Source organism: Anaerobacillus alkalidiazotrophicus (genome assembly GCF_001866055.1).
In genome coordinates, this window is the sequence record NZ_MLQS01000001.1 from 37,961 (window position 1) to 64,881 (window position 26,921).

General features: G+C 34.7%; 29 protein-coding genes. 8 read left to right on the forward strand and 21 right to left on the reverse strand.

Annotated features, from left to right (window positions below; genetic code table 11):
* Window positions 1-12 precede the first annotated feature (12 nt).
* The 7 genes from BKP45_RS00175 (at window position 13) to BKP45_RS00205 (ending at window position 5,088) form a co-directional block, all read left to right on the forward strand.
* Window positions 13-159, forward strand: coding sequence for a YfhD family protein (locus tag BKP45_RS00175; protein WP_071387857.1), 147 nt, complete (start codon window positions 13-15; stop codon window positions 157-159).
* A gap of 249 nt (window positions 160-408) precedes the next feature.
* Complete coding sequence (locus tag BKP45_RS00180; protein WP_071387858.1) at window positions 409-1,272, forward strand: hypothetical protein; 864 nt, start codon at window positions 409-411, stop codon at window positions 1,270-1,272.
* A gap of 66 nt (window positions 1,273-1,338) precedes the next feature.
* On the forward strand, window positions 1,339-1,557 hold the full coding sequence (locus BKP45_RS00185; RefSeq protein ID WP_071387859.1) for a DUF5654 family protein: 219 nt from the start codon (window positions 1,339-1,341) through the stop codon (window positions 1,555-1,557).
* A 346-nt stretch (window positions 1,558-1,903) separates the two neighbouring features.
* Window positions 1,904-2,407, forward strand: a complete 504-nt coding sequence (gene ectA, locus BKP45_RS00190; protein WP_071387860.1) for a diaminobutyrate acetyltransferase — start codon at window positions 1,904-1,906, stop codon at window positions 2,405-2,407.
* 85 nt (window positions 2,408-2,492) lie between these two features.
* Window positions 2,493-3,776 (forward strand): diaminobutyrate--2-oxoglutarate transaminase, encoded by a 1,284-nt coding sequence (gene ectB / locus BKP45_RS00195; protein WP_071387861.1) that lies wholly within the window; start codon window positions 2,493-2,495, stop codon window positions 3,774-3,776.
* A gap of 45 nt (window positions 3,777-3,821) precedes the next feature.
* Window positions 3,822-4,217: an ectoine synthase gene (locus BKP45_RS00200; RefSeq protein ID WP_071387862.1), complete on the forward strand. Its 396-nt coding sequence runs from the start codon at window positions 3,822-3,824 to the stop codon at window positions 4,215-4,217.
* A gap of 190 nt (window positions 4,218-4,407) precedes the next feature.
* On the forward strand, window positions 4,408-5,088 hold the full coding sequence (locus BKP45_RS00205; protein WP_071388989.1) for an endonuclease/exonuclease/phosphatase family protein: 681 nt from the start codon (window positions 4,408-4,410) through the stop codon (window positions 5,086-5,088).
* A gap of 76 nt (window positions 5,089-5,164) precedes the next feature.
* On the opposite strand, the gene BKP45_RS00210 is transcribed toward BKP45_RS00205, so the two are convergent.
* Window positions 5,165-6,883, reverse strand: coding sequence for a WG repeat-containing protein (locus BKP45_RS00210; protein ID WP_071387863.1), 1,719 nt, complete (start codon window positions 6,881-6,883; stop codon window positions 5,165-5,167).
* A 488-nt stretch (window positions 6,884-7,371) separates the two neighbouring features.
* Between BKP45_RS00210 and BKP45_RS00215 the strand changes: the two genes are divergently transcribed.
* Window positions 7,372-8,154: a DUF4397 domain-containing protein gene (locus BKP45_RS00215; protein ID WP_071387864.1), complete on the forward strand. Its 783-nt coding sequence runs from the start codon at window positions 7,372-7,374 to the stop codon at window positions 8,152-8,154.
* Between the two features lie 449 nt (window positions 8,155-8,603).
* On the opposite strand, the gene nifV is transcribed toward BKP45_RS00215, so the two are convergent.
* The 20 genes from nifV to BKP45_RS00315 form a co-directional block, all read right to left on the reverse strand.
* A complete protein-coding gene (nifV, locus tag BKP45_RS00220; protein ID WP_071387865.1) occupies window positions 8,604-9,722 on the reverse strand; it encodes a homocitrate synthase in 1,119 nt (372 codons plus the stop codon).
* Between the two features lie 162 nt (window positions 9,723-9,884).
* On the reverse strand, window positions 9,885-11,003 hold the full coding sequence (locus tag BKP45_RS00225; protein WP_071387866.1) for an RNA-guided endonuclease InsQ/TnpB family protein: 1,119 nt from the start codon (window positions 11,001-11,003) through the stop codon (window positions 9,885-9,887).
* A gap of 81 nt (window positions 11,004-11,084) precedes the next feature.
* Window positions 11,085-11,414: a HesB/IscA family protein gene (locus tag BKP45_RS00230; protein WP_071387867.1), complete on the reverse strand. Its 330-nt coding sequence runs from the start codon at window positions 11,412-11,414 to the stop codon at window positions 11,085-11,087.
* Window positions 11,411-11,653 carry a nitrogen fixation protein NifZ gene (locus BKP45_RS00235; RefSeq protein WP_071387868.1) on the reverse strand — a complete coding sequence of 81 codons (243 nt, stop codon included), beginning with the start codon at window positions 11,651-11,653 and terminating at the stop codon, window positions 11,411-11,413. Before BKP45_RS00235 ends, BKP45_RS00230 begins: the two co-directional genes overlap by 4 nt.
* Window positions 11,653-11,961 (reverse strand): nitrogenase-stabilizing/protective protein NifW, encoded by a 309-nt coding sequence (gene nifW / locus BKP45_RS00240; RefSeq protein ID WP_071387869.1) that lies wholly within the window; start codon window positions 11,959-11,961, stop codon window positions 11,653-11,655. The genes BKP45_RS00235 and nifW overlap by 1 nt, the downstream gene beginning before the upstream one ends.
* A complete protein-coding gene (locus tag BKP45_RS00245) occupies window positions 11,939-12,727 on the reverse strand; it encodes a HesA/MoeB/ThiF family protein (protein ID WP_245747351.1) in 789 nt (262 codons plus the stop codon). Before BKP45_RS00245 ends, nifW begins: the two co-directional genes overlap by 23 nt.
* A 61-nt stretch (window positions 12,728-12,788) precedes the next feature.
* On the reverse strand, window positions 12,789-13,235 hold the full coding sequence (locus tag BKP45_RS00250) for a DUF269 domain-containing protein (RefSeq protein WP_071387871.1): 447 nt from the start codon (window positions 13,233-13,235) through the stop codon (window positions 12,789-12,791).
* 16 nt (window positions 13,236-13,251) lie between these two features.
* The gene (nifX, locus tag BKP45_RS00255; RefSeq protein WP_071387872.1) at window positions 13,252-13,614 is read right to left on the reverse strand and encodes a nitrogen fixation protein NifX; all 363 of its coding nucleotides are present in this window, start codon (window positions 13,612-13,614) and stop codon (window positions 13,252-13,254) included.
* Window positions 13,586-14,920 (reverse strand): nitrogenase iron-molybdenum cofactor biosynthesis protein NifN, encoded by a 1,335-nt coding sequence (gene nifN, locus BKP45_RS00260; protein WP_071387873.1) that lies wholly within the window; start codon window positions 14,918-14,920, stop codon window positions 13,586-13,588. Before nifN ends, nifX begins: the two co-directional genes overlap by 29 nt.
* Window positions 14,910-16,274: a nitrogenase iron-molybdenum cofactor biosynthesis protein NifE gene (nifE, locus tag BKP45_RS00265; RefSeq protein ID WP_071387874.1), complete on the reverse strand. Its 1,365-nt coding sequence runs from the start codon at window positions 16,272-16,274 to the stop codon at window positions 14,910-14,912. The genes nifN and nifE overlap by 11 nt, the downstream gene beginning before the upstream one ends.
* A gap of 29 nt (window positions 16,275-16,303) precedes the next feature.
* On the reverse strand, window positions 16,304-17,830 hold the full coding sequence (nifK, locus tag BKP45_RS00270; RefSeq protein WP_071387875.1) for a nitrogenase molybdenum-iron protein subunit beta: 1,527 nt from the start codon (window positions 17,828-17,830) through the stop codon (window positions 16,304-16,306).
* Window positions 17,831-17,848: 18 nt separating this feature from the next.
* Window positions 17,849-19,279, reverse strand: a complete 1,431-nt coding sequence (nifD, locus tag BKP45_RS00275) for a nitrogenase molybdenum-iron protein alpha chain (RefSeq protein WP_071387876.1) — start codon at window positions 19,277-19,279, stop codon at window positions 17,849-17,851.
* 41 nt (window positions 19,280-19,320) lie between these two features.
* Window positions 19,321-20,196 carry a nitrogenase iron protein gene (gene nifH / locus BKP45_RS00280; RefSeq protein WP_071387877.1) on the reverse strand — a complete coding sequence of 292 codons (876 nt, stop codon included), beginning with the start codon at window positions 20,194-20,196 and terminating at the stop codon, window positions 19,321-19,323.
* Between the two features lie 57 nt (window positions 20,197-20,253).
* Window positions 20,254-21,708, reverse strand: coding sequence for a nitrogenase cofactor biosynthesis protein NifB (gene nifB, locus BKP45_RS00285; RefSeq protein WP_071387878.1), 1,455 nt, complete (start codon window positions 21,706-21,708; stop codon window positions 20,254-20,256).
* 327 nt (window positions 21,709-22,035) lie between these two features.
* Window positions 22,036-22,932, reverse strand: a complete 897-nt coding sequence (locus tag BKP45_RS00290) for an AEC family transporter (RefSeq protein ID WP_071387879.1) — start codon at window positions 22,930-22,932, stop codon at window positions 22,036-22,038.
* A 274-nt stretch (window positions 22,933-23,206) separates the two neighbouring features.
* Window positions 23,207-23,839 (reverse strand): response regulator, encoded by a 633-nt coding sequence (locus BKP45_RS00295; protein ID WP_071387880.1) that lies wholly within the window; start codon window positions 23,837-23,839, stop codon window positions 23,207-23,209.
* Window positions 23,840-23,842: 3 nt separating this feature from the next.
* Complete coding sequence (locus BKP45_RS00300) at window positions 23,843-24,874, reverse strand: sensor histidine kinase (protein ID WP_071387881.1); 1,032 nt, start codon at window positions 24,872-24,874, stop codon at window positions 23,843-23,845.
* Window positions 24,871-25,602, reverse strand: a complete 732-nt coding sequence (gene liaF, locus BKP45_RS00305) for a cell wall-active antibiotics response protein LiaF (protein ID WP_071387882.1) — start codon at window positions 25,600-25,602, stop codon at window positions 24,871-24,873. The genes BKP45_RS00300 and liaF overlap by 4 nt, the downstream gene beginning before the upstream one ends.
* Window positions 25,603-25,704: 102 nt before the next feature.
* Window positions 25,705-26,355 carry a PspA/IM30 family protein gene (locus BKP45_RS00310; protein ID WP_071387883.1) on the reverse strand — a complete coding sequence of 217 codons (651 nt, stop codon included), beginning with the start codon at window positions 26,353-26,355 and terminating at the stop codon, window positions 25,705-25,707.
* Window positions 26,356-26,374: 19 nt separating this feature from the next.
* Complete coding sequence (locus tag BKP45_RS00315) at window positions 26,375-26,743, reverse strand: lmo0954 family membrane protein (RefSeq protein ID WP_071387884.1); 369 nt, start codon at window positions 26,741-26,743, stop codon at window positions 26,375-26,377.
* Window positions 26,744-26,921 lie beyond the last annotated feature (178 nt).

A 26,921-nucleotide genomic window follows, 5' to 3' on the forward strand; every position in this document is an offset into this window, starting at 1 on the left:
GAGTGAACCAAAGTGGGTAAAAAGAAAAAACAGAAAAATCAAGAAATCATTAGTGATGGTAGAGATATAGAATTCTCTCAAGAGTTAGCTGATCAAGATGATTTAGAAGCACAAGAAAGATCACAAGCAGCTGACAATAGAGCAAAAAAGAAAAAATAACATTTTTCAGGGAAACGTCAACTTTTCTTGACGTTTTTCTTTTTACAAAAATAAAACACTTAACTTTCGAAAATTCCCGCATTTATTATTTGGTGGGTGCATACTTTAAATTAAATCATTGCTAAAAGTTGTGTGTATTGAGTCACTCTTTACATACAACTTTTTTGCTGCTAATCGCACTTGGAATAACCACATCTTTTGTGTAAGATAGTAGTAAATATAGTTTTAAAAAGAAAGTAGGGATGTTTTTTGAATAACAAACTTCCACAATGCCTTCTAGGGAAAAAGGTCTATTTAAACGAAAAAAAGGCTTATACAATTAAATATCAAGACAATCGTAACAAAGACGGAATCCATGTTTTATTGTTTGTGGGCGATAAACCTGTAATTTTCGCTATACTGAAAAAAGACGGCTCATTTAGTGAATCATTTTTTCTTGATAAAAAAACAAACGAGGCATCAGTAATAGCGATAAATCGGTATAATCGAATAGTAGATCGAAAAGCAAAGCTACAGTTGACCCAAGATGATCTAAGGGATGCACTGCGAAGTAAAGAAGATGCAAAAATGAAAAACAATCATATTATTAAGCTTCTCGTAGATGAACACTTAGAAGATATAAGCAATGGTTGGTCTTCTCGCCTCCTCTATTTACAGATGACAGAATTTAAAACAGATCAATCTCTAATAAACGCTTCCTTAAGAGAAGCATTACGAAAAGCCAACCCACAAAAAGCATTTTACTACCTTACTCTTCATCGTCGTGATGATCTCTTACTTGAACTAATCCACCAATTATCCAATCAAAATCAATTACTTGAAACAATTTTTGAATATTATATAGCTTTTCCTGAAGAAACCTATTTACTTTCGTTTCTGAAACAAGCTGCAAAAACACTTCCCATAACTGATATTAAATTAATTCAAAAAGTACTTACCTTCACTCTTTCTTTCGACATACATTACAAATCCCATTACTTCAAACCTATTTTTTTATTATTTTATAAACGCACAAAAAAAGAACCAGATATTGAAACTAAGGATTGGCTCACACAGATTTCAAGAGATTCATCGTTAAAAGGAGCTATTCGATCCATAACAAAAACCAAATAATTTTTTATAACAAATTAACTCTTCTATTCTTACAACTACCTCATACAAATATGTTGAGGTGATACTATGGGTAGAAAATTTATAGAACAAATTATAACTCTGTTTACTGCTGCGATTGGTGTTATGGCTGCCCTTGCTTGGAATGATGCTGTACAAGCCTTATTTAATTCTTGGTTTCCTCAAGGAGGAGGAATTAAGGAACGTTTTGTTTTTGCAATTATGATAACAGCGATCGCCGTTCTAGTTACTAGCATATTTGCAAGTTACTTAGATAAAGATAATTAATTAGTTGCCCAGTTTTTTCTTAAAACAGATAAAGAATTGTTCAAAATTCAAGAAAAAACTTTTTTAGGAATTTTATCTGCCGCAAAAACACAAGTAATTTGTAAAAATTTCTCACATTATTTGAAAACAGTTGGAAATAGCACAATGATGTAGTATTAAATTATATTTTAATCCTTACGTACACTCATAACGACTGATGGTAAATAATCGCTGATTTTCCCTAATAAACAAGTTTGATAATAATTGTATAAATAATTATGATTATTTATGTGCAATAATAATTACTTTAAAGGAGAGTGAATTATATTTTCATTCAAAGACATCTTCTCAATCGTGGTGATCTTCAATGAAAAACAATTATCATATGAATCAAACATTAACGATAGAAAAACCAACAGTTGCAGATGGAGCCTTAATGTGGCAACTAGTAAAACAATCGACACTTGATCTCAATTCTCCCTATAAATATATCATGATGTGTGAGTATTTCAGAGAAACGTGTGTGGTTGTAAAAGAAAATGATGAATTACATGGTTTTATAACTGCTTTTATTCCCCCAGACCGTCAAGACGTTATTTTTGTATGGCAAGTTGGAGTTGATCCATCACAACAGGGTAAAGGTATAGCATCCAAAATGCTCCAAGAGTTACTTTCAAGACCTGCTTGCAAAAATGTACGATATTTAGAAGCAACTGTTACCCCTTCTAATATTGCCTCACAGTCATTATTTCGAGGTTACGCACGAAAGAATCAAACAAATTGTGTTGTGAAAGAATGTTTCTCTGCTGACCTTTTCCCTGGTAAAGGTCATGAAGAAGAATTAACATTTCGAGTCGGACCTTTATCCTAGTAAACAGATCAGAAAACTTTCATTCATTTAGTAATACCTAATAATTTAAAATGATTTCTAATAAATCGAGGAGGTTTCATTAAACATGGTAAATAATGATTTGAAAATATTTGAGGAATTAGAATCAAGTGTACGTAGTTATGTAAGAAGCTTTCCAACTGTATTCAAAAAAGCAAAAGGCTATAAAATGTGGGATATTAACGGAAAGGAATACATCGATTTTTTTGCAGGTGCTGGTGCCCTAAATTATGGACATAATGATGAAAAAATGAAAAAAAAGCTACTAGAATATATAGCACAAGATGGTATTGTCCACTCTCTTGATATGGCCACAGAAGCGAAAGCAAATTTCTTAGAGAAATTTAACGAAGTAATTCTAAAGCCTCGTAACATGAATTACAAAGTAATGTTCCCGGGACCTACTGGAACAAACACTGTAGAGAGTGCTTTGAAACTTGCACGCAAAGTAACTGGCAGAACAAATGTTATTTCTTTTACAAACGGATTTCATGGAATGACGATTGGTTCATTATCTGTTACAGGCAATTCTGCAAAACGCCAAGGTGCTGGTATTCCTCTTCAACACGTAGTAACAATGCCTTACGATAATTTTGTTAGTAACAATCTCGACACCGTGGAGTATCTCGAACGCTTTTTAGAAGATAACGGTAGTGGCGTTGACATCCCAGCTGCTATGATTCTCGAGACAGTCCAAGGTGAAGGTGGTATTAATGCCGCAAAGTTCGAGTGGCTAAAACGTATTGAAGAAGTATGTAAACGTTGGGGCATTTTACTTATCATTGATGATGTGCAAGCAGGAGTAGGTCGTACAGGTACTTTCTTCTCATTTGAAAAAGCAGGTATCAATCCTGATATTGTTTGTCTATCAAAATCAATTGGTGGAAACGGTCTACCACTAGCACTTACATTAATTAAGCCCGAACTAGACATTTGGAATCCGGGTGAACATAACGGAACATTCCGAGGAAATAACTTTGCTTTCATAACAGCAACAGAATCTCTTACTTATTGGGAAACTGATGAGTTTGAAAAAAGTATTGAAGAGAAGTCAGTAAAAATTACTGAATTTTTAAATAATATCGTTGAAAAATATCCAGAACTTAACGGGAAAGTAAAGGGTCGTGGCCTTATGCAAGGAATTAGTACTCCGATTGAAGGTCTTGCTAGTGAAATTGCTGCTAAAGCATTTGAAAATGGATTAATTATGGAAACAGCTGGACCTGAAGATGAAGTATTCAAATTATTCCCACCTCTTACTATTGATAACGAAGGTTTAGAGAAAGGGTTTAAAATCATTGAAGAAAGTGTTCGTAGCTTAGTAGCATCGAAACAATTAGTTGGACAATAAAAAAAACAATAAAAATTTTCTAGATATTTTCGAGGAGGAACAGTAATGAAAGTTGTAAAATTAGAAGATATTATCGGAACAGATCAAGAAGTAAAAGGTGAAAACTGGACTAGTCGTCGTCTACTTTTAGCGAAAGACAATATGGGCTATTCGGTACATGACACAATCATTAAAGCTGGAACTGAAACACATATTTGGTACCAAAATCACCTTGAAGCTGTATATTGTATTGAAGGGGAAGGTGAAGTTGTTACTTTAAAAGATAATAAAGTTCATCCAATTACAGCAAACAGCATTTATGCCCTTGATGAAAATGATGAGCATTTACTAAGAGCAAAGACAACTATGCGTATGGTATGTGTATTTAACCCACCAATTACCGGAAAAGAAATCCACGATGAAAATGGAGTTTATCCACTTGTAGAAGAAACAAAAAAATAAGAAGAACTTACCCTCGCTTGTCATTAATCAAGCGGGGGTTTTTTTGTTAACCCTAGTCATATACATTTTTATTTCTGGACCTTTTAGAAAATGCCTACTATTCCTGTATGAAAATCAAATCACAACAAAATATAAGTGTATAGTTATTCCACTAGCTGAGGTGAGAATTATCAAATTATCTGTATTGAGTATGAATATTCGTCATGGTCGTGGTTTGGACGGGAAAGTGAATTTAAAACGCATTGCTGAATTACTAAAGAATTCGAAAGCAACAATTATAGGTTTAAATGAGGTCGATAAATATTTTTCAAGAAGAAGTAATTTTGTCGATCAAGCAAATTGGTTAGCAAGTGAATTGAACATGTTCTATGTTTATGGACCAGCTATCTCATTAAAATGGGCCACAACAAGAGAATATGGCAATGCCCTATTAAGTATTTATCCGATAGTTCAACACACAAATAATATTTTTCGCTTGACTACTAAAATAGCTGAACCAAGGTCTGTTTTAGAAGCAACAGTTAATGTAAATGAAAGAAAACTGAAAGTATTGGTTGGTCACTTTAGCTTTCACCCTACCTTACACAATAGACAAATAGAGTTTTGCCTTGGAACTGATGAATCGTATCCTCTAATAATTATGGGGGATTTAAATCGAAAACCTAATTCTTCTAGTTATAAAAAAATGGTGAAAAAATACCACGATTGTAGCTTTAATAATAACGATTTTACATTCCCTTCTAAAAAACCTAAATCCAAAATTGATTATATATTTGTAAACAAGTATTTTACTGTCGATTGCGCTAACGTTATCAAAAGTGATGCTTCTGACCATTTACCGGTATTTTCAAAATTAAAATTATTGAGTTGAATTGAAGTAATATTCAAAAAGGAAGGATGATATATTATACTCCATCCTTCCTTTAGCTAATTAAAATATTGATAGTTCAATGGAAAGAAAGCCAAAATTCCCCTTTCTTATCGATGATATCGATTATTTTTAAGAAAGGTATTTTAAATGTCGGAAAGCCCGCTGCATAAGGGCCAATTTCATAAGGTTCAAAATAAATAACCAGAAATTCTTCTTCAACATAAAACGGCTGATTTTTAGATATTCCTTTATAGGCACCTGGAAATACATAGTCATACTTCGGATCAGTTTTTATCATATGTCTAATAATTTCACTTAAGCGTTCCACGTAATCACTATCTTTTTTAAACAGATTCTCTAACTCATAAAACCGACCGTTAATTAAATTTATATTGACAAAAGTTTTATTTGGCATTCCGTGGGCTGCTCCAAAATAATACTCATAACCATACAACTCTATAACGAGCAGATTTTTTTTGAAAAAGGTCACATTAAAATCACCATTATAGCTATAATCTAGTTGTTCGTTTTGTTTGATTTTTTTTAATTTTGATAACAATTTTAGTCTTTTATTAACTACCATTTCTATGACACCAATTTTTAAGCCATCGAGTTGTGGATAATACACAACATAATCTTTATTAGGTTTATATTTTTTTTCCAGTATACGATACCGTTTTGTTAAAGGAATGATTGTATTTTGTTTCCATATGAGTTTTCCTTTTCTATCTACGTAGCTAACTCTAGTATTTTCAAGAACACGAATTAACTTCCCAACTAAAGTAACACTATCCGCGTTTTTCACAACAGGAAGGCCGCGTGCCCTATTTCCTGAACGATCGATAAAATAAGCTTTTTCATCTTCTGATACAGAAGCAATTCCCTGATCAAACAAAGAAATATGATTATATTTAAAAGCTGTGAGAACTTCTCCCTTCCAATTTGCAACAGCATACTTTGAACCAAGATATGGCCTTTGTTCGTCTATAGCTTTACCTACTGCAACTCGGTGTTCTCCTAGGATCGTAATATCATTATAAATTGGCTTTATAATGTAAGCACCTTTTTTATTTATTAAACCAAACTTATTTCCGAAATCTTCTGCTGCATTTACAACCGCCCTCCCATTTTCAAAAGGTTGTGCACTAGTAAAGGATGGTTGAATGACAATAGTTCCTTCTGTATTTACGTACCCATACTTCCCTTTGACACTTTTCCGAAACGAGAGCATATTTTCTCCATAATTTCCTACATAATTATAAAAAAATAATTTAATTTCGTTACCATTAATATCAATTAACGAAAAAGTATCTTCCTTGATTTTGACAACAGCCATACCGTCTTTAAAATCACTAGCCATTTCATATTGTAAAGGGATAACGACATTTCCTGCTTTGTTCAAATAGCCATATTTAAATTTCCCGTCTGTATCAATATCTGAAAATAACGCTCTACCATCTTGATACATACTAATAAAATTAAATGGTTTTGAATTTAATAGTAATCCCCTTTCATCTATCACATGAAAGCCATTATCTAAAACAACCGTCGCTCGACCCTCAGAAAATTCATTAATAGATTCAAATTTCGGTGGTATGACAAAATTCCCTTTAACATTAATACCACCATAACGTTGTTTCGTTTTTACAATTGCCAATCCATTACTTTGAAAGTCATTTGCAAAATCAAAATGAGGTTTAATTTCGAATTCACCAGTTTCATTAATATATCCCCATTTCGTTCCATCCTTTGTTTTTAATGAAGCTGTATATAAGAAGTTATTATTAATGTCCATCCATAAATTCTCCTAATAACGTTTTCTGTATTATATGGAGATTTGTTTAGGTTCGTGCCTACTAGTTCGATTAATATAACTCTATATTTTTTTAATTGTTAGTTTAATAAGTTGTTATTTTAGAAAGACTGATAACAACGATATCAGCACGAATACATTGAACAAATTAACAAAATACTTACAAGTGCGAAGGATGAAACAGAAGAAGTTGAATACATTAATTTATATTTAGAAGAATTAAGATCATTATTTTCCCAATGATCTGCTTTTATCCAACTGAGTGAATTTCTAATTACCTAAATGGAGCTACATAAGTCTAAATGTTGTTGGAAACGATCTTCATCCAACAACATTTAGTATCAGAGTAGAAAATAAGCAATTATGAAATTCCTTAAACTAAATAACTAAAAAATTGTTGGACAAAGTCCCATTTTTCCCTTACTTACATATTTTACTTTTGTATGTAATGAATGAAGGGAGAGGGAAGCATGTATCACTTTTATCAACCTACAAATATAGTTGTCCAAAATGCGGCACTGTACGATTTACTAGCTAATTATTATAAGTATCTAGATCCTCAAAGGCATATTCACTATTATCAGTTGCACTTCATGTGTATGCAACAACTTTGCCAACTCCAAGCACAGCAACAACTTTATAGACACTTTGAAGAAAATAGAAATTATTACAGAGCAAATGCGAAGGTTCGTGTACTTCACGCCTCACCAGATGCTCCAGCTGTTGACGTTTATGTAAATGGAGAAAAAACTTTTGATAATATGACATATTATCAAATTAGCCCTTATCTAGAAATTCCAGCAGGCTCTTATGAGGTAGAAATTTACCCTGCCGGACAAACGACCAATCCTGTTCTAAGTCAAAGTGTTGAAGTGGAAGCTGACAAAAACTATACAGTCGCTGCTAGTGATCGCCTCAATAATATTCAGCTAGTTCCTGTTGTCGATACAACCGATATCCCTAGAAACAAGTCTAAAGTTAGGTTTTTACACATATCACCTAATACCCCTGCAGTAGACATCGCCGTGCAAGATGGAGATATTTTATTTGAAAACATTTCTTTTGGTAATGCTTCAAATTATATAGAAGTAGACCCTGGCAGAGTTACACTTGAAGTTCGAAAAGCTGGAACAAATGAGGTTATCTTAACACTTCGAAACACTAATCTCAGAGCAAACCAAGCTTATACAATTACGGCAATCGGAATTTATGAAGGACGACCACGGTTAGAAGCACTCATTTTAGAGCCGTGAACTACTATCCGTTAGTTTTTGCCCTTCACCTAGTTTAAAGATGGGTGGAATACCCTTGACGAATTTGCTATTTACCTTCCGAAAAGTGGGGAAGTTACCTAATCATTCGTTGTGCTTTAGCTAGGAAAATTTAAATTTTCAGCTTTAAATCTTGTTAATACAAAAGACTGTTTTCGTAAACTTTATTGCTTTTAGGTCATCAAGCATTCGCTTAGTTACGACCTAAAAGCTAATAGCAACAATCTTTTAGAAAAGAGCGATACAAAAAGATAAAGGCTGTATCAAAATAAATTGAAAGCCTTTATCTTTTATTAATACTATTAATCTAATTTAATGAATTTCTTAATTCATTATTCTCCCCACTAAGATACTGTATCTAAGTGCAGTACATTTTATTAACTAAATTTATAAGATTGTCACACCGCTCTTTTTTCCATCGACTTTTCTACTTATCCAGTTTGATTAATCAAATTCTTTAAATCAGTTAATTCAATTGTTTTTTTTGTATGATTAGCTAGACTTCGAACTCTCTTTAAAAGTTCTTTCCCAGTATTTTTGTCTACTAAAATCCCTTCTTTTTCAAGAAAATATTGAAGAGAGCTTAGTCCTGAATGCTTCCCTAATAGAAAAGAATGATCTTGACCTACTTCAACCGGGTCGAAAGTTTGATATGTTTCTCTACTTTTAAGCAACCCATCTACATGAATACCAGATTCATGGGCATACACCATAGATCCAACGATTGGCTTAGATTCTGATAAAACCCGTCCTGAAGCTTCAGAAACTATTTGAGCTAAAGCATGAAACAGTCTTGTATCAATGACGGTTTCTCCTTTATATAAATGTTTCCATGCCATTACAACTTCTTCAAGCGGTGCATTTCCAGCTCTCTCACCTAAGCCCATAATTGTTGTACTTGCCCATTTGGCTCCAGCCTTAATAGCTGCCAAAGTATTAGCAGTTGCTAAACCAAAATCATTGTGAGCATGAATTTCTAACTCTATATTGGGACATGCCTTTATAATGCTTTCAATATTTTCATACATATCAAAAGGTTGTAACGCTGATACTGTATCTGCATACCTAAAACGTTTTACCCCAATATAAGATAGTTGCTCAATTAGTTTAATTAAAAAGTGATGATCAGCTCTTGAAGCATCTTCAAAGCCAACCGAAACTTCCACGTTTTTATTTAATGCATATTCTACGACCTTTTGAATCATATACATAATCTCTTCTTTATTACGGTTCATCTTTCTTTGCATTTGTACATCTGAAGTCGGAATAGACAAGTGTGTCCAGTTAGCTCCTACACTTACTGATGCATCAATATCAGAAGTCGTAGCTCGATTCCAGGTAATTAGTTGTATTGGTAGATTCATATTAATTAATGAATGTATATCTCTTTGTTCCTCCAACCCCATTGCTGGTATACCAATTTCGGCTTGTTCAACACCAGCATCAGCTAGTAAAGATAGGATTGCCTTCTTTTCTTGTAAGGAGAAAACAACGCCAGCCGCTTGTTCCCCATCCCTTAATGTAGTATCACAAAACTTTATCTGCTTCATCCTTTAACCGTTGCCAAAACATTATAAAACTCTATAAAAATTTGTTTCTTTCTTGCTTCCACCTGTCCAATTTTGCCGAAGCTTCTCTCGTGTGTTGTGACAGTCCACAAGCGTAAATTCGGGTACAACGAACCCTACATATTAACAGTGTCTTTTGAGTGACTAGACTGCTAATTTTCCAAAGTTTGATAGATTGATAGCCGCATTCAAGTCTCGATCAATTTTCAATCCGCAGTCACATGAGTAAGTTCGATCAGAAAGGTTTAAATCTTTCTTGACATCTCCACATGATGAACATGTTTTGGATGATGGATAAAAACGATCCACTTGTACGAATTCAATTCCATACTTCTGACACTTGTATTTCATTTGGCGAATGAACTCATAAAACGTTTGATTCGCTACAGCTTTGGATAAGTGACGATTTTTTATCATCCCATTCACATTCAAATCTTCCATGACAACTTTGCTAGGTTTGGTTTTCACGATAGCATTTGTCGTTTGATGAATGTGATTGGTTCGAATATTAGCTAATCGTCTGTGTAGTCGTTGCGCTTTCTTTTCGAGTTTTATAATGTTGCTTGTTTTGACAAAACGGTTTCCCTCCTTATTCATTTCATATTTACGAGAAACACTAAGTTGCAACCGACGTAAGCGTTTCTCGGTCTTTCTTACTTCTTTCGTTTTGTTGATATTTTTGAAGTTTTGGCCTGTGGAACAAACAGCTAGTTCTTTTATTCCTACATCAATTCCTATAATGCTGTTTGTAAGTTCGACTTGCATTTCAGTTTCAACCCCAACTGAAATGTACCAGTATTTATTATCAAAACTAATACGTGGGTTTTTGTACTTTACATCAGTAGGAAGCTGTTCGCTCGTTTTTATCCAACCTACTTTTTCAATTAGAACAAGGTTTTTCTTCACTTTTAATTTTTCTGTATCGTTATAGAATGACGCTTTTGATTTTCTTCTGCTTTTAAATTCAGGGAACTTCGTTTGACCTTTAAAGAATTTTTTATATGCATCACACGCATCTTTTACAGCTTGCTTTGTGATGTTATTTGATACATTGTAGAGCCATTTGAATTCTTCTGTCTGTTTCAGCACAGTTAGCTCTTTCCTCAAATCTCCATTGGAAATAAACTTACCACCTTGCTTATAGTTTTCTTGTTGTTTATTCAATGTCCAATTATACGCCCATCTAGCCGTACCTACAGATTTCCATAGTTGTTGTTCTTGCTCTTTTGTTGGTCGAAGTCTAACTTTCTTCGCTAGAATCACTATCGATCTACTCCTTAATCATCTTCTTACATTATGTGCTCGTTTACCTTGTAACCTATGATCAGAGAATTTTTTTCACTTTTACGAGCAATTACCTAAACTTGATACCTTACATGCTGAGCACGGAGATGATTTTTGAAGAATCATAAATCCTTCACTGTCTCCTTGTTTCACATATTCAATTACTGCACCAGTTAGCATATGAAAAGAATCAATATCCATAAATATATTCATAAAGCCCTGTTCTACAACTGCATCTCCAGGTCTCTTTATATCTTCTAGTGTCATCTCGTAGTTAACATTACAACCATTCATCCTTGCTTTTATCCGAAAACCTATATAACCTTTGTTACTTGGATGATCAAACAATTCCTTTGCCTTTTTTTCTGCTTCTTGTGATAATCTGATCATGCCGTTTCCTCCTTATCTAGGGATTGCAATTCCCTTTCCATACAACCTACAATAAATCCTCCACTCAGGTAAACAGAATAAATCAGAATATCTTGTAAAAAATACCCATGGTCTACTACGACGCCTTCTGTACCTTTTTTTACAATTATTTCTCCTCTTTCATAATTAGGAACTGTACCATCATTACGTAAATCTTTTGTGATAACAACTCTTTCGTCTAAATCGTATTTATATAACATTAGCTATCACCTTTCTTTAACATATCTAATGAAAAAAATGCAGATTGTTGTTGAAAAACAGGAAATACCTTTTCAACGAGTGGTGATGAGGTAACAAAGTCTTCATAAGCTTTCTTAAAAAGTTCCCTCTGCTTATTCCAAGTATCGGCATCAGATTCACATACAATTTCGACTAAACTTTCCTGTTCTAGGTATTGTCTAAAACGTTTTAAAATGTGCAATCGAGTAACTCGGACTACTTTTGGATCAAATGGTACTTTGTAAAAACGGAAAAAATCTTCAGCATCATGTAGCTGCTCTATATTCATGTTCCTTCTCCCTCCTCTCTACTCCCTTACAGTGAGTACATTCTGAATTTCTTTTTAGAGAAACCGTATATGGCTCTAAAGTCAACGTATTCAAACGATAAAGTTTATTAATAAATGGTGGTGCAATCCCAGTAATAAGCTTGATTACTTCAATAGCTGCAAGGCACCCTGCCACCCCTGAAGTAGCACCTAACACCGGAAATCCTAATGGTTCCCAATCCTGTTTTTGCTCTGGATAGATACATGCTAAACATGCCGTCTCACCAGGAATTACTGTCATTAAAGAAAGTTCAAACCCATACATAGCAGCTTCAACCATCGGTTTACCACATGCAACACTTAGACGGTTTAGATCATATCGTTCTGGAAAGTCATATCTAGCATCGATGACAATATCAGACTTTTCAACCCATGGTTTTGCTTTATGAAACTCAATACGTTCAGCATAGCCCTCTACTTCTACTTCTGGATTAATTCGCTTAAGACTTTCAATAGCGCAACTTATTCTCTCTTCGCCTAGCTTTTCGTTATCCATCAAGATTTGTCTATTTAAGTCTGGAAGCACAATCACACCCTCATGGGCAATAATAAGCTTTCCTACACCAGCTGCAGCTAAATAGACAGCTGCCGTCCCACCTAACCCCCCTATACCACCGATAAAAACAGTTGACTTCTTTAACTTTTCTTGACCATCTTTACCAAGAAGCTTTAACTGTCTACTATAACGATCAAATGGATCCTGTATACTATTTAGCTTCCAATTCACCTGCATCTGACTCACCTCTATACATAGGAAATCTTATTATCTTTAATCAAGCCCTCTATATTTAACTAGTAAGATGGGAATACCTATCTAATGTTTTTACAGCCAATTCAGAAATTTTATCACCTTGTTTACAGGCCCTTTCCATATTTGTAAAGGCAAGTTGTTGAGTACCACGAATAGCTTTATTGACCATAATTAAATTCCCCGAATAAATTAGAGCTCTTCCGAAACCTTCACTATTCATTTCTACAATACTACTAACCATCTTGTTCGTTTTCCTTTCAACATTTAAAGCAACTGCTTGAAAAAAAATATTGATTTGGGCTTTTAACCGTTCAGAAATTTGTCCACAGGAATCCATTTGTTTCTTTTCATCAACACTTAATAAAAAAGCTCGATTTAGCTTTTGTTCATCAGATAGATTTTGAAAAACACCATACATGTCATAGGCATTAATAATTTGTAGTAAAGAAGCTTGAAATGAATAACTATTCTCTGCACTATCCATAGTTGGCCTCCTTTAGCTAACTATTTGCCATAGCTTTAGCCAGCCATATCGGCGGCTTAGTTTTTAACATATTTACTAGACGTTCCATCTGTTCAAATATTGTTGTATCTTCACTGACTTTTACAGGCATTATTTTACTATTCGTAACTTTTGCCGCTGCAGTTGGCCCAATTTGTGTAAGAAAAACTAACTTACAGTCTTTAATAAGATTTACCCGAGTTTCAATTCTGTCCATCTCATTTAAAGACTCAACATCTACTTTTCGAATTTCCAAAAGAGAATAATTATCATCTTTTATTTCGTAAATTGTAAAAAAAGGGCACTGTCCGAAATGAGCATCAATATCCGTACTATTCGTTGAAGAAAAAGCTACTTTCATGATTATGCTCCTCCTTTCTCTCCATTAATAAGTTTCCTACCTTATTTACTAATTCAAGTGTTCCACGGTAACCAACTGACGTTGCATGCACAGCACCAAGTATATGATAAACAGGAAAACCCATTGGCATGTAACTACATTCTTTTCGAATAGCCCCTTGTTTTCCTTGCGAGTTACTGATCCAAACGTCATTTTTGTTAGCACCCACTTCTAAATCATCTAAATCTCCAATAACCACTTCTTCGGCTAAATTGTGAATAACTGGAGAATGATGAGTTGTTACTAACCGCTTAAGCTCAACCCCCATCTCTCGTAACCACGAGCTAATAGAATAAAGATGATCTGGTTCTAAAGCTACTACAGCAGAACTTCCTAAATAATAGAAATGTGCATCTAACATTGCGTCAACCAAATTCTCTCTTTGTAACATATACCTTAAAGGTACGTTCTCTCGACTTATCGATTGAAGGAATGTAAATAATGCATCAGTCGCTAGTAACCCAGTCACACTCGGGAAAACCTGAAAAGGTATACCGGTATAGGCAAATATTTTCTCTGCAATAGGTTGCATACTTGCTCCAATTGCAATAGTATACTTTGCTGTTACTAATTGCTCTAAATAATCTAATGGAACTCCTCCACGACTTAATGGCGTAAACCCTTCTAGCAAGTGGCCTGATAGTGATGTAGACAAGTCCGGAATGGCAATAACTTCAAAACCGTAAGATGTGATGATATCTTTTAATTCAATTACATCTGCCGGTGTTAAATGTGAGCCTACTAACAAATTAATTCGTTGATTCAACCTTACTTTTGGTACTTTCGATTTTGTTTGTTCTAGTACAGCACTAACAATCGCATCTACAGTTTGGTTATAACCACTTTCTAAAGACCCAACAAAATCTGGTAAGGAAACGCCTACCACTAGTTTATTCTCGCGATAATTCTTCTTTAGATAATCCTTAATATTTGCTTGAATATCATCACCGGCAACTTCAGTTAAACTAGTACTAAGAACACTAATAATATCTGGGTCGTGTTTTTCAATGACATTATCAATAGCTTCATATAAATTTTCAACACCACCGAAAATCACGTTCATTTCTTGAAGTGCTGAGGTTTGAATGCTAATCGGATCTCTGAAGTGCCTTGTCATCAACGCTTTTATAAAAGCTGCACATCCTTGAGAACCATGAATAATTGGAATTGATTTATAAAATCCTTGCATAGCTAACGTTCCACCTAAAGGTTGGCTAACTTTTAACGGATTAATAGAAACTGACTTTTTTGATAGATTAGTAGCCATCGTTATCACCTACCCAAGGAGCTTTATACTTAGTTATTTTCCATATTGGATGTTGTATGGAATGAACTAGGTCGTTTGCAAGTCGTCGTATACCTTTATATGTGGCATATGCGGTATGACGTTCTTGGTTAATATCTAAAAAAGGTATTTGTTCTTTGATCGCTAAATACATATTACGACCACCGGCTATTAAAATATCAGCTTGTTTATTTCGAATGACATTCAAAATTTCCTTAGCTCCACCTTTTTCAATAAGAACACAATCAAAGCCAACTCTTTCTTTTATTTTAGATATATCTTCTAATGTGCTTTTATTCGTACCTACACCTACTACTTCTATTCCTAGTTCTTTTAATGCCGAAATAATAGACCAACTTTTTACTCCACCAGTGTAAAGAACTGCTTTTTTCCCTTTTAAAAATTGACGATGCGAAAGTAATTCAGAAAAAACTTTTTCTTCTTCCTCATATATAAGTTCATCAACCTTGGCTTCTAGTGTTCGATCCCCAATTAAATAAGCAATTTGTCGGAGTGAAAAACTCGTTTCCTTAATACCATAAAAAGAACCTTCAAAATATGGTATTTTGTATTTTTCATCCATTTCACGCGCTAGACTTATTAACGCCCTACTACACACAACCATATTTACTTTAGCTCTGTGAGCATAAGTTATTTCTCTATACCTACCATCTCCAGTAATTTTCGATAATACTCTTATTCCGACTTGATCAAATAACTCTTTAATATCCCAATATTCTCCAGCGATGTTGTATTCCCCAATAACATTTACATCGTAGTCTGTGACTTTTTTGGGCTCCCCTGTTCCAATTACATGTTGCAGCAAAGAATAACCGGCTAATCGATTACCCAAGTTTTTACTTCCTACAAAACCTGGACTATTTACTGGAATGATCGGTATATTCCACTTCTTACTTTCATTCTTGCAAACAAAGTCTAAATCATCTCCAATTAATGACGTCACACAAGTTGCATAAACAAAAATAGCTGGCGGTTGAAATCTAGTTACCACTTCACTAATAGCGGAAATTAACTTTTTTTCTCCCCCCATAATAATGTCTTGTTCTGACAAATCTGTAGTTAGTCCATATTGGTAAAGAAGAGGGCCTGATGACAGGCTACCTCTTCCTCCCCAGCTGTTTCCAGCACAAGCAATTGGACCATGAACAATGTGAGCAGCATCTGTAATTGGAAGTAGAGTGATTTGACTCCCATCAAATGAACAGCCCCCCGCAGCTTCACCTGGTTTCGGCCTTGCACAGCCTTGCTTCGCTTTGGGTGTATGGTTATGTTCACAAGCGGGTTCTTGAAAAGCTTCTTTTACAATATTTTTCATCACTCAAACCTCCTTTTGTTTCCTCACATCTATCTTACAACATCATAGTTAAATCCATCAGCATCTTTGTCCATATTATCTAACAAGGTATTTACAATAAGTGTTAGTACATTTAGTGTACCTTGGTATCCAATAATTGGGTATCTATGCATATGGTGACGATCAAAGATCGGGAAACCAATCCTAACTAAAGGAATGTCTGCATCTTTGGCATTGAACTTCATATGAGTACTTCCAATAACAAAATCTACTGGATCCGTAAACAATAAGGAACGTAAATGCCATAAATCTTTTCCAATATAAACCTTAGCGTCAAGCCCATAAGGACTGCTAGCTAATAACGTTTCTGCTTCTTCTAGGAACTTCTTATCACCATTTGTACAAACGATGTGTACCGGTTCAATTCCAACTTCTAAACAGAATGAAATTAAACCAAGGAGTAAATCTGGATCCCCCGCCATAGCAACTCGTTTTCCATGCACATACGTGTGCGAGTCAGTCATTGCATCAACGATACGTCCGCGTTCTAATTTAAGTTCTTCTGGAATTGGTAAGCCAGTCATCTCACTAATCGTCTTAACTAATTCGTCTGTCTTAGTGATACCAATTGGCGTTGAAGAAACTGAAACAGATTGCTTCCATTTTTTCTCAATATACTTCATTGTTTTCTTAGTCGAATATTTTTGTAGAGACAATGTACCTTGCGCTTGAGCAGCTTTTGGTACCTCATCTAGTTTTGTTCCACCATAGTAATACTTATATTCTCCATCTGCAGGTGAATCTAAGTTTTCACTATAGTCACATAGATACGTATAATCAGCACCAAACAAATCTAGAATTCGTTTCATCTCGGAAAAATTCCCTGTATACGTATCAAAACCGTGAATAATGTTAATTTTTTCAGTTTTTACTTCTTTATCAATTGTTGCCTTCTCACTTAAGTTACTTAAAATTGCCTTAAGCATGCTATCATAACCAGTTAGGTGAGAACCGACGAAGCTTGGTGTATGTGCAAATGGTACTGGGAAGTCTTCACTAATTACTCCTTCTGAGCGTGCATTTCCGATGAAGGCTTGTAAATCATCACCAATAACCTCAGCCATACATGTTGTACTAACAGCAACCATTTCTGGTTTATACATTTTCGTACAGTTCTCTAAACCGTCTATAAGATTTCGCATTCCTCCAAAAACTGCTCCATCTTCTGTCATTGAAGAAGAAACCGTTGGTACAGGCTCTCTAAAGTGTCTTGCAAAGTGGCTACGGAAATAAGATACACAACCTTGTGAACCTTGAACAAATGGTAGTGTCTTTTCAAACCCTAGCCCAGCCAAAACAGCCCCTAAAGGCTGACAGGCTTTAGCTGGATTAATGACTAAATCTGTACGAGCGAAGTTCTTTTCCTTGTACTCTTCAGTTTTCGTGTAGTCCTTAATTTTTTCAACTTCTTCAGTAGAACAAGCTGTTTCAAATATTTTCTTATTCTCAGCTTGGTCAATATATTTTTGATCTTTAAATAAAGTATTATGGTCTTTTAGTTCAAGCTTTTTTGTCATCTTTTCTCACCTCTCTTTTTAAAATGGAGATTTAATTAAATCCCAAGTCGGACTGTTAATAGCCATATCCATGTCACGTGCAAATATTTTAAAACCATCAAAACCATGGTATGGTCCACTATAATCCCATGAGTGCATTTGTCTAAACGGCACACCCATCTTATGATATACATACTTTTCCTTAATACCTGATCCCATGAGATCAATATCCAGTTTTTCTGCCAAGAGCTCTAATTCTAAAGCAGTTGGATCATCATAAATGATTGTTCCTTCTTTAGTATCTCTGTAAGTTTTTTCGTATTCAGTACTATGAGCAAACTCATAACCAGTACCTACAATTTCCATACCTAAATCTTCATATGCCCCAATTGTATGACCTGAACGAAGACCACCAACTAAAAGCATTACTTTCTTTCCATCCAAACGAGGACGATACTTAGCGATTACTTCATCCATCTCATCTTGATACTTAGCAATAAGCTTTTCACAATTTTCCTGAATTTTTTCATCAAATTTGGCCGCAATCATTCTAAGACTCTCAATTGTTTTTGTTGGTCCGAAGAAATTATATTCCATCCAAGGAATACCATATTGATCTTCTAATGTTTTACAAATATAATTCATTGATCTATAACAATGAATTAAGTTCAATTTAGACTTATGAGTAATAGATAACTCATTAAGCGTTCCGTCACCAGACCACTGGGAAATTACACGTAATCCCATTTCTTCTAATAGAATACGGGAAGCCCAAGCGTCACCACCGATGTTATAGTCACCAATAATAGCAACATCATAAGGTCCTGTTTCCTCTAATTCACGTGTTCCTAGAACATGATCACGGATTGCATCGTTAGCAATATGGTGACCTAATGATTGACTGACACCACGGAAACCTTCACAACGAACAGGAATGACTGGCATTTCTAACTCTTTTGTCTTTTTCTTTCCAACTGCTTCTATATCATCACCAATTAGTCCAACTGGACACTCAGATTGAACAGAAATACCTTTAGCTAATGGAAACATTTCGGTAATTTCATCACAAATTTTATCTAACTTTTTATCTCCACCAAAAACAATATCTTTTTCTTGGAAGTCACTTGTGATTTGCATTGCACCAAAGCTATCGATACCTAATACACCATTTGCATAGTTACGACGCGTACCCCAGCTATATTGACCACATCCAACTGGACCGTGACTTATATGAACCATATCTTTAATAGGTCCCCATACAACACCTTTAGATCCTGCATAAGAACAGCCTCGAGGTGTCATAACACCAGGTCGGGATTTTTTGTTTGAGACAATTTTCCCTTTACATGTTTCAATCTTTTCTTCATCATTAATGTCAAAGTGTTTCTTTCTATCCTTTTTTGCTTTATCTGGATATATTTCTAATAGGTCATCAATTAGTTTTTGTTTTTCATCCAACACCTTTGCCATATGAAACCTCCTCTACAGTTCCCTTTATATTACTGTTACTATTACTGACTTGCAGCTTCTTTTTCTTCTAGTTTTTTGATTTGAGTTTCTTCATCTTCAATAATACCGAATTCCATTAATAGTGATTCTAACTCATCAGTTTCGATCGGCGTTGGAATTGTCATCATTTCGTTTTCTAAAATTTTCTTTGCTAACATATCGTATTCTTTCGCTTGATTACTTTCTGGAGCATACTGAGCAACTGTCATTCTTCTTAACTCAGCATGTTGTACAATATTGTCACGAGGAACAAAGTGAATCATTTGAGTGTTTAAACGTCTTGCTAATTCTGTAATTAGTTCTGCTTCTCGGTCAGTGTTACGACTATTACAGATTAATCCACCTAAACGTACACCGCCACTATGAGCATATTTTAATATCCCTCTTGCAATGTTATTAGCAGCATACATTGCCATCATTTCACCAGAACATACGATATATATTTCCTGAGCTTTATTTTCACGAATTGGCATCGCAAATCCACCACAAACAACGTCTCCTAATACGTCGTACGAAATAAAATCTTTCCCTTCATAAGCCCCTTCTTCTTCAAGGAAGTTAATTGAAGTGATAATCCCACGGCCTGCACACCCTACACCTGGCTCCGGTCCACCAGACTCTACACATTCAATATCTGAAAAACCTTTTAGTACAACCTCTTCTAGCTCTAAATCTTCAACTGTTCCTTTTTCAGCAGCTAAAGATAAAACTGTTTGCTGTGCTTTCGTATTTAAAACTAGTCTCGTAGAGTCAGCCTTCGGGTCACATCCGACGATCATAATTTCTTGACCATAATTTTTTGATAATTGAACTAACGTATTTTGAGAAGTTGTAGACTTACCAATACCACCCTTACCGTAGAAAGCTATTTGACGCATAAAAATCATCTCCTTAATTTTTTAATAATAATTTTTTAATGTGTTAAGTGAATGAAGTTAATTAACGGAAGCTGTAGCATAGGTAGATCCATGGTAAAAATATCGATAAAACATACTTGTTTGAAGCAGTACTTCTTCAATCTCGCCCTCTTGGACGATTGGAATAATTCCATGTTCATTTAGAAATTTATTTGCCCCTTCACCAATACCTGCACAGACTAACATTTGACAATCTTTAATTGTGTTAACAACTTCAGGCATTGTATCTGCTCCTTCTTGACTACAACTAGATTTCCCTTTGCAGTGTGAAAGCAATTTACGAATGCCAATAAATTTTACTTGCTGGTTTTCAACTTCATAAATCATAAATTCTTTTGCTTGCCCTAAAAATAAATTTACATCTCCATCACCCCTAGAAGTTACCGCAAAACGAATGACTTGACTTTTGTTTTGCGCTCCGAAAGATGCTCCTTTCACCTCCCTTCGCTTCCTTTTTACTCTATTATTGAAAATCTTTTGTAAAAGTTCTTCTTGATGTTCGCTTCTTTTAATTGGATCGTAGCGAGAAGTCATAGTTTCTAAATGTTTCTTTGTGAATTCCTCACTTCGATCTTCTCCCAATAAACCTACAGCATCAGCCCGACACTGACGACAATGCTTCATCATCTTCATGTCACCAGAACAGGAGCTCCTTAATTCATTTAACTCCTCTGCTAATGGCTCTCGGATACCTCTTCTTGCAAATTCTGTATCTTCAGCAACAATGATTGGCATTATATTATGAAGAAAAGCACCTTTCTCTTTTACAACTTTCGAGACTTCTTTTAGATGTAAGTCATTTACACCAGGAATTAAAACAGAATTAACTTTACACAAAATTCCTCTTTCTGTTAAAGCCTCAAGTCCTGCCAGTTGTTGTTTGATTAAGATTTCTGCCGCCTCTAGTCCTTTATAACGTTTACCGTTATAATAGATCCAAGAGTAGATATCCTTTCCAATTTCTGGGTCTACTGCATTGATTGTTACCGTTACATGCTCAATATCTAACGCTTGGATCTCATCAATGTAATCCATTAACTTTAATCCATTTGTGCTTAAGCATAGACGAAGATCAGACGCTTGCTCTCGAATTCCTTTGAAAGTGGCCAATGTTTTTTCAGGATTAGCTAAGGGGTCTCCCGGGCCAGCAATACCAATTACAGATAACTGTGGAATTTCTCCAGCAACAACAAGTGATTTTTTTATCGCTTCTTCCGGCTTCAACACTTCACTAACAACGCCTGGTCGACTTTCGTTTGCACAGTCATACATTCTGTTACAGTAATTACATTGAATGTTACATGCTGGAGCTACTGCAACATGCATCCTGGCAAAGTAGTGATGCGCCTCTTCACTGTAGCAAGGATGGTTCATAATCTTTTCATCTAAGTCAACTCGAGTATTGGTTGACACTGATACGCATCCTGATTGAGTTTTTTTGCTCGAACACCCCTCTTTTTGTGTGAGTTTCATATAATCCTCCTTTCCACCTTCAAAGTTTTGTAGATTTTCTCACATCACTTCCATTCCGTTTAAAGAACGTTGTGTAAGATTAGCTAAATAGTATTACCGAAACCTAATAGAGTCAATGAGTCCGGGCTTTTGTTAACAGTTTATACTTAAGTCATGTGATATTTTCTGACGTACACCGTTATCTTTTTTGACAATTAAACGCTTTCACTTCACAAAATGCGAAAGGTACGTTTCTGTGTCGAAACGTACCTTTTTTTGTTGATTTAGCTATTTAATTAAAAAAATTTTAATAGTAAGTTATTTATTCCTACACTAACATATAACTAATTAACCTAAAATGGCAATAAGAATAGTAATTGTTATGATACTGATTAGTGTAGTTATTAGAGTAATAGTAGAAACTAACCTAGGTTCAGAATCAAACTGAACAGCATACATTACTATCGTAGCCGCTGATGGCATCGCAGCCGATACGATTAATACTTTAGCAAGAAGTGGATCAAATGGGAACATAAGTGTAATGAGAAATGCAATAAATGGTGAAACCAATAATCTCATGATCACCCCGTAGGTTATACTACCCCATTGAAAATTTCCCCATTTAATATTCGCTAGCTGCATTCCCAAAATAATCATCACTGTAGGAATTGCCGCTTCTGCAATAATATTAACTGTATTTAATAGATTACTAGGTAATTGAACGTTTATTGCTTTTAACAAAAGAGCAATGATAACTGCATATGTCGTTGGCATTTCAAATACAGAACGAATTGCCATCCTGACACCTGCTCCTCCACGAGCCGCATAATACACTCCAAATGAATTCATGATAATTGATTGGAGTACCATGAACGAGACTGCAAATGCAAAACCAGCATCACCATAGGCAAATAAAATAATTGGCGCTCCGTAGTTTCCAGCATTCATAAAAGAAGTTGAAAGAATTAAACCACTTTCTAGGGAAGCGGATTGTTTTGTTAGTTTCGTATATATTTTATTTATTACTATAAGAATACATAAAAGTCCCAAGGCAAATGCAACCATATATAAATGTTGGACATCTAACTTCGTACCGTAAAATGTTCGAAAAACAAGCGCTGGTGTCATAATATAAATAGCTACTGTTGAAATTGATTTCAACTCTACCTTTTTCCACTTTTGTACAGCAAAACCCACAGAAAACACAAGAATAACTGGTAAAACAACTTGATAAAAGATCGTCATCTAAAGAACCCCACCTAACAATTGTGAATTACTTCATTTTACAATACCGCATTTTTTAACCTACTCATATGTAGTAAGATATTAATCTAATTACAGTTTACGATAAAGGAGCTTCTGATTATTTCAATAAACTTTATTATACTACTAAATTTTAAAACTAATAAAACTTTAAATTCATTTCCAATTTTCAAGACAGAACTCTTCTTCGCAAATAACAGATCGTTATTCTAACACGCCAAAAACGCAGGGCGAGAATAGCTCCTGCGCTTCAAATTTATTTTACCAAGCCATGTTTAAATGAGTAAATAACAGCTTGTGTACGATCATTTACTTCTAACTTACCTAGTATATTACTAACATGAACTTTGACTGTTTTTAAGGAGATAAATACTGTATCAGCTATTTCCTGATTGGTTTTCCCCTCAGCTATCAAGAGCAATATTTCAATTTCTCGTTCAGTTAGCTGTTCATGAGGATGTTTCACTTTTTTTTGACGCATTTTTGTCATCATTTTACCTGTCACTTCAGGCTCTAATACAGTTTGGCCTGCAAATGTTGCTCTAACGGCATTTACAATTTCACTTGCCTTCGATGTTTTTAGCATATAACTAGTAGCACCTGCTTCTAATGCAGGGTACACTTTTTCATCATCAAGGAAGCTTGTAACAATAATGACCTTTGCTTCAGGCCATGCCTCAATTATTCTCCTAGTTGCTTCTATACCATCCATTTCCTTCATGACTAAGTCCATTAAAATGATGTCTGGACGAAGTTGTAAGGCAAGTTCAACACCTCGGGCACCATTATCAGCTTCTGCTACCACTTCAATATCAGGCTGTGCAGATAAATAAGAGGTTACACCAATCCTTACCATTTCATGATCATCTACAAACAACACTTTTATCATTTGTTAGTCACCTCTCATTAGCGGAACCTTAACCTCTAAACGTGTTCCTTTATTTTTTATACTTACTACTTTAAAAGTGCCACCAATTTCCTTGGCCCTTTCCTTCATATTAGATAATCCGTAAGAACCCGCTTTTTCCTCGTTAATATCAAAGCCAATACCGTCATCAACAATGCGCAAAATAATTAAATCATCACGATTGATTAACAGAACTTCTAAGCTAGTAGCTTTCGAGTGACGAAGTGTGTTAGATACAGATTCTTGGAGTATTCGAAATAAATGATCCTCTACTCCTTTTTCTAATGGAATATCTTCAATTTTCCAAGATATTTCCATTGGAACTTTTTGCTTTAATTCTCCTAGTAACTCCTTCATACCCTCTTGCAACGACTTACCTTTCAACGGTACCGGTCGTAAATGTAGTAATAAAGCTCTCATTTCTAGCTGAGATTGATGAATCATTTCTTCTACGAGCTTAAGTTGGCGCGCTTCACCACTACCGGTGTCATTCTTCGTTTCCGTAATAGCGGACATCAACATTGATGCAGCAAAAAGCTGTTGACTAACGGAATCATGGAGTTCTCTAGCTAAACGATTCCTCTCCTCTGAAACAATTTTTTGAATTTGTTTTTCTTGATCGATTACTTTTTCACTGGCTAGCTTTTGAGCAATCTTTACTTGCTCAGCCATCTGCTTATGAATATTTTTGACTCTACTAATTACGGTTTCTAGTCCCTCTGCCTCAACAAGTTTCTCATCATCAATCAATCGGCCATGTTCAAGCTCATAAAGTGACTCTTCCATGATTTCAACTTTCTTTTTAAATGCCATACTATTTACCAACCCAAAGATAATCCCCATTGTAATAGCAACCCCAGGACTAAAGATCCATATAGGTATATCAAAAACCTTTCCTTCGATAAGTACCTCCCAGTTTTGAACTGGAAAAGCAAAAAAATAAATAATGATAAACAAAGAAAAAAGAAGTAAAGAAAACAATATGCTCCAGAGCATCTGTTTCTGAATCATCCTCATATTCTCTTCACCTCTAATCTTCCAACCCCCATAGAAGTGATGATTTTTATTTTACGTTGAGCGATTGCATAATTTTCCGTACGGTAATGTAATGTTTGATTAAATAACCTTTCATCAGCCTGGTCAAAAATAATTGTTGTTCCCGTAATTACTGAATGAGAAACACTAATCTCTATATCATACGGAACGAGAATTTGAATATTCCCAATAAAATTACGAATTGAAATGACAGCTTCATCTTTAGGTAGAACCGTATTACTTAAATCTATCCATGTATCACCAATTCCAGTTTGAATATTTACATCTTCCCATTCAAATATATCCTCCGGAGTCTTTTGTTTTCCTAAAAAGATATTCTTCAATAACGATTGTCGACGAATGATTCTTGCTTCATTAAATGAAGAGTTTCCCTTCAAAACTGGCTCTATCACGATCGGTCGACTTTTCGATTTAAAGAAATGAAATAAAATATAAGCTATAATAGCAAAAATTAAAAATTTAAAAACGATCATATTAATAGTGGTAAAAAAAAGAACAAGGCATCCTAAAGCAAAAAATAATTTTCCAATTGAACTACCAAGCCTTTTCCCACCAAAGTAAAGTAACATCCCTGAAAAAATTACCGAAAAAATTAAACCTTTATTAAAAAAAGTAATTTCCACTACGAGAAGAAGTAGTCCTATTAAAACCGTCCAGCTAATGTAGTCTGTTTTTTGATGATTATCCATTTCGGTCTCTCCTCCTCGTAAAATATGTAATGGGCTGACATTTTATATCCTTGTTGTCAACCCTAGTCTCTCTTTATTTACCTATTAAAATATATCATGTTTTTACTCTGAAATAGAATGACTTTCTTCATTTTTTAACTGTTTTTCCAACTGAGCTATACGACTATCAATTGTGTGACGATGATACTGTGAGTTCGCTTGATGTTCGAGCCGATCAATATATCGGTCCATTTCATCAAATCGAGTATCTATTTTTCCAGTAAAACTATTTCCATCTAACATTTGACTCATTCGATAATTAGCACGAGTAATGTTTTCCCGTCCCATTAACTCCATCTGTCTTATATGCATATCTTTTAATTTATGCTTCATTTCTCCATACTTTTGTTCAAGTTCTTGTAAATGAATACTCGCTTGCTCTAAAGAATTCTTCAAACGTTGAGAACGTTCTTCGAATTGAGTTTGTTCATTAATAGCAAACTGCATTAATTCAATTTCGCCTGCCCGCGATGCAATCTCTACTTGATATTTTCTCTTATCCGCTAATTGACGGGCTTCATTGTACTCACGAGTAAATTGCTCCTTTAATAAATATTGTCGTTCAACTAACTTTCTGACTTTTTCAACTTCCTTTTCACATTCACGTAAATATTGATTTAAAGCCGCAATTGGATTTTTTTGTTCTTTTTCATCTAACATTTCATGAATATCTGCTGATATCGTTTTTTTTATTCTCGTAAATAAGTTACTCATCGTACAACACTCCTTTATTTTAAAAGTTTCTTTTTAATTCAGCCCACTCTTTTTCAAAGTTGATGAATGGATCTTTTTCATTATTTTCATTATTTTCATTCAAAATGACTACTTCATCATCTTCATTCCATTTTTTATACACGAAATAAAGAATGATCGCTGCAACTAATCCTACGAGGGCTGGTACATTGGAAGCAGTTATCGTAAACAAGATCAACCCAAGTATCGCCCAAGTGACTTTACTTACTGACGTTTCTGCCTTAAAAAAACCTTTGAACGCGTAGTATAAAATAATTAAGCTAAGACCAAAAAGTACGATCGGACCTAAATTTGCTATTAAGATAATCGCAGCAATACCACCTAATATAATTAATCCTAATTTTTTCATGTGAATCGCCTCCCTTCTTGACTCTATCTTACCTATATTTGCAATTTCGCATAATCAACCTTAGCTGTATTTTAACTAAGACTTGAGGCGTATTGTGTTGTAAGTATTTACTTCAATACACTAAAACTAAATGAGATAAATAAAGCTGAACTAACAATCAGTGGGGGTTTTCCTTCAT

What these genes read in the sequence shown, in the direction of transcription:
- BKP45_RS00185 (WP_071387859.1), top strand. Translation starts at nt 1,339, where the DNA reads ATGGGTAGAAAATTTATAGAACAAATTATAACTCTGTTTACTGCTGCG.
- ectA (WP_071387860.1), top strand. Translation starts at nt 1,904, where the DNA reads ATGAAAAACAATTATCATATGAATCAAACATTAACGATAGAAAAACCA.
- ectB (WP_071387861.1), top strand. Translation starts at nt 2,493, where the DNA reads ATGGTAAATAATGATTTGAAAATATTTGAGGAATTAGAATCAAGTGTA.
- BKP45_RS00200 (WP_071387862.1), top strand. Translation starts at nt 3,822, where the DNA reads ATGAAAGTTGTAAAATTAGAAGATATTATCGGAACAGATCAAGAAGTA.
- BKP45_RS00205 (WP_071388989.1), top strand. Translation starts at nt 4,408, where the DNA reads ATGAATATTCGTCATGGTCGTGGTTTGGACGGGAAAGTGAATTTAAAA.
- BKP45_RS00210 (WP_071387863.1), bottom strand. Translation starts at nt 6,883, where the DNA reads ATGGACATTAATAATAACTTCTTATATACAGCTTCATTAAAAACAAAG.
- BKP45_RS00215 (WP_071387864.1), top strand. Translation starts at nt 7,372, where the DNA reads ATGTATCACTTTTATCAACCTACAAATATAGTTGTCCAAAATGCGGCA.
- nifV (WP_071387865.1), bottom strand. Translation starts at nt 9,722, where the DNA reads ATGAAGCAGATAAAGTTTTGTGATACTACATTAAGGGATGGGGAACAA.
- BKP45_RS00230 (WP_071387867.1), bottom strand. Translation starts at nt 11,414, where the DNA reads ATGATCAGATTATCACAAGAAGCAGAAAAAAAGGCAAAGGAATTGTTT.
- BKP45_RS00235 (WP_071387868.1), bottom strand. Translation starts at nt 11,653, where the DNA reads ATGTTATATAAATACGATTTAGACGAAAGAGTTGTTATCACAAAAGAT.
- nifW (WP_071387869.1), bottom strand. Translation starts at nt 11,961, where the DNA reads ATGAATATAGAGCAGCTACATGATGCTGAAGATTTTTTCCGTTTTTAC.
- BKP45_RS00250 (WP_071387871.1), bottom strand. Translation starts at nt 13,235, where the DNA reads ATGGATAGTGCAGAGAATAGTTATTCATTTCAAGCTTCTTTACTACAA.
- nifX (WP_071387872.1), bottom strand. Translation starts at nt 13,614, where the DNA reads ATGAAAGTAGCTTTTTCTTCAACGAATAGTACGGATATTGATGCTCAT.
- nifN (WP_071387873.1), bottom strand. Translation starts at nt 14,920, where the DNA reads ATGGCTACTAATCTATCAAAAAAGTCAGTTTCTATTAATCCGTTAAAA.
- nifE (WP_071387874.1), bottom strand. Translation starts at nt 16,274, where the DNA reads ATGAAAAATATTGTAAAAGAAGCTTTTCAAGAACCCGCTTGTGAACAT.
- nifK (WP_071387875.1), bottom strand. Translation starts at nt 17,830, where the DNA reads ATGACAAAAAAGCTTGAACTAAAAGACCATAATACTTTATTTAAAGAT.
- nifD (WP_071387876.1), bottom strand. Translation starts at nt 19,279, where the DNA reads ATGGCAAAGGTGTTGGATGAAAAACAAAAACTAATTGATGACCTATTA.
- nifH (WP_071387877.1), bottom strand. Translation starts at nt 20,196, where the DNA reads ATGCGTCAAATAGCTTTCTACGGTAAGGGTGGTATTGGTAAGTCTACA.
- nifB (WP_071387878.1), bottom strand. Translation starts at nt 21,708, where the DNA reads ATGAAACTCACACAAAAAGAGGGGTGTTCGAGCAAAAAAACTCAATCA.
- BKP45_RS00290 (WP_071387879.1), bottom strand. Translation starts at nt 22,932, where the DNA reads ATGACGATCTTTTATCAAGTTGTTTTACCAGTTATTCTTGTGTTTTCT.
- BKP45_RS00295 (WP_071387880.1), bottom strand. Translation starts at nt 23,839, where the DNA reads ATGATAAAAGTGTTGTTTGTAGATGATCATGAAATGGTAAGGATTGGT.
- BKP45_RS00300 (WP_071387881.1), bottom strand. Translation starts at nt 24,874, where the DNA reads ATGAGGATGATTCAGAAACAGATGCTCTGGAGCATATTGTTTTCTTTA.
- liaF (WP_071387882.1), bottom strand. Translation starts at nt 25,602, where the DNA reads ATGGATAATCATCAAAAAACAGACTACATTAGCTGGACGGTTTTAATA.
- BKP45_RS00310 (WP_071387883.1), bottom strand. Translation starts at nt 26,355, where the DNA reads ATGAGTAACTTATTTACGAGAATAAAAAAAACGATATCAGCAGATATT.
- BKP45_RS00315 (WP_071387884.1), bottom strand. Translation starts at nt 26,743, where the DNA reads ATGAAAAAATTAGGATTAATTATATTAGGTGGTATTGCTGCGATTATC.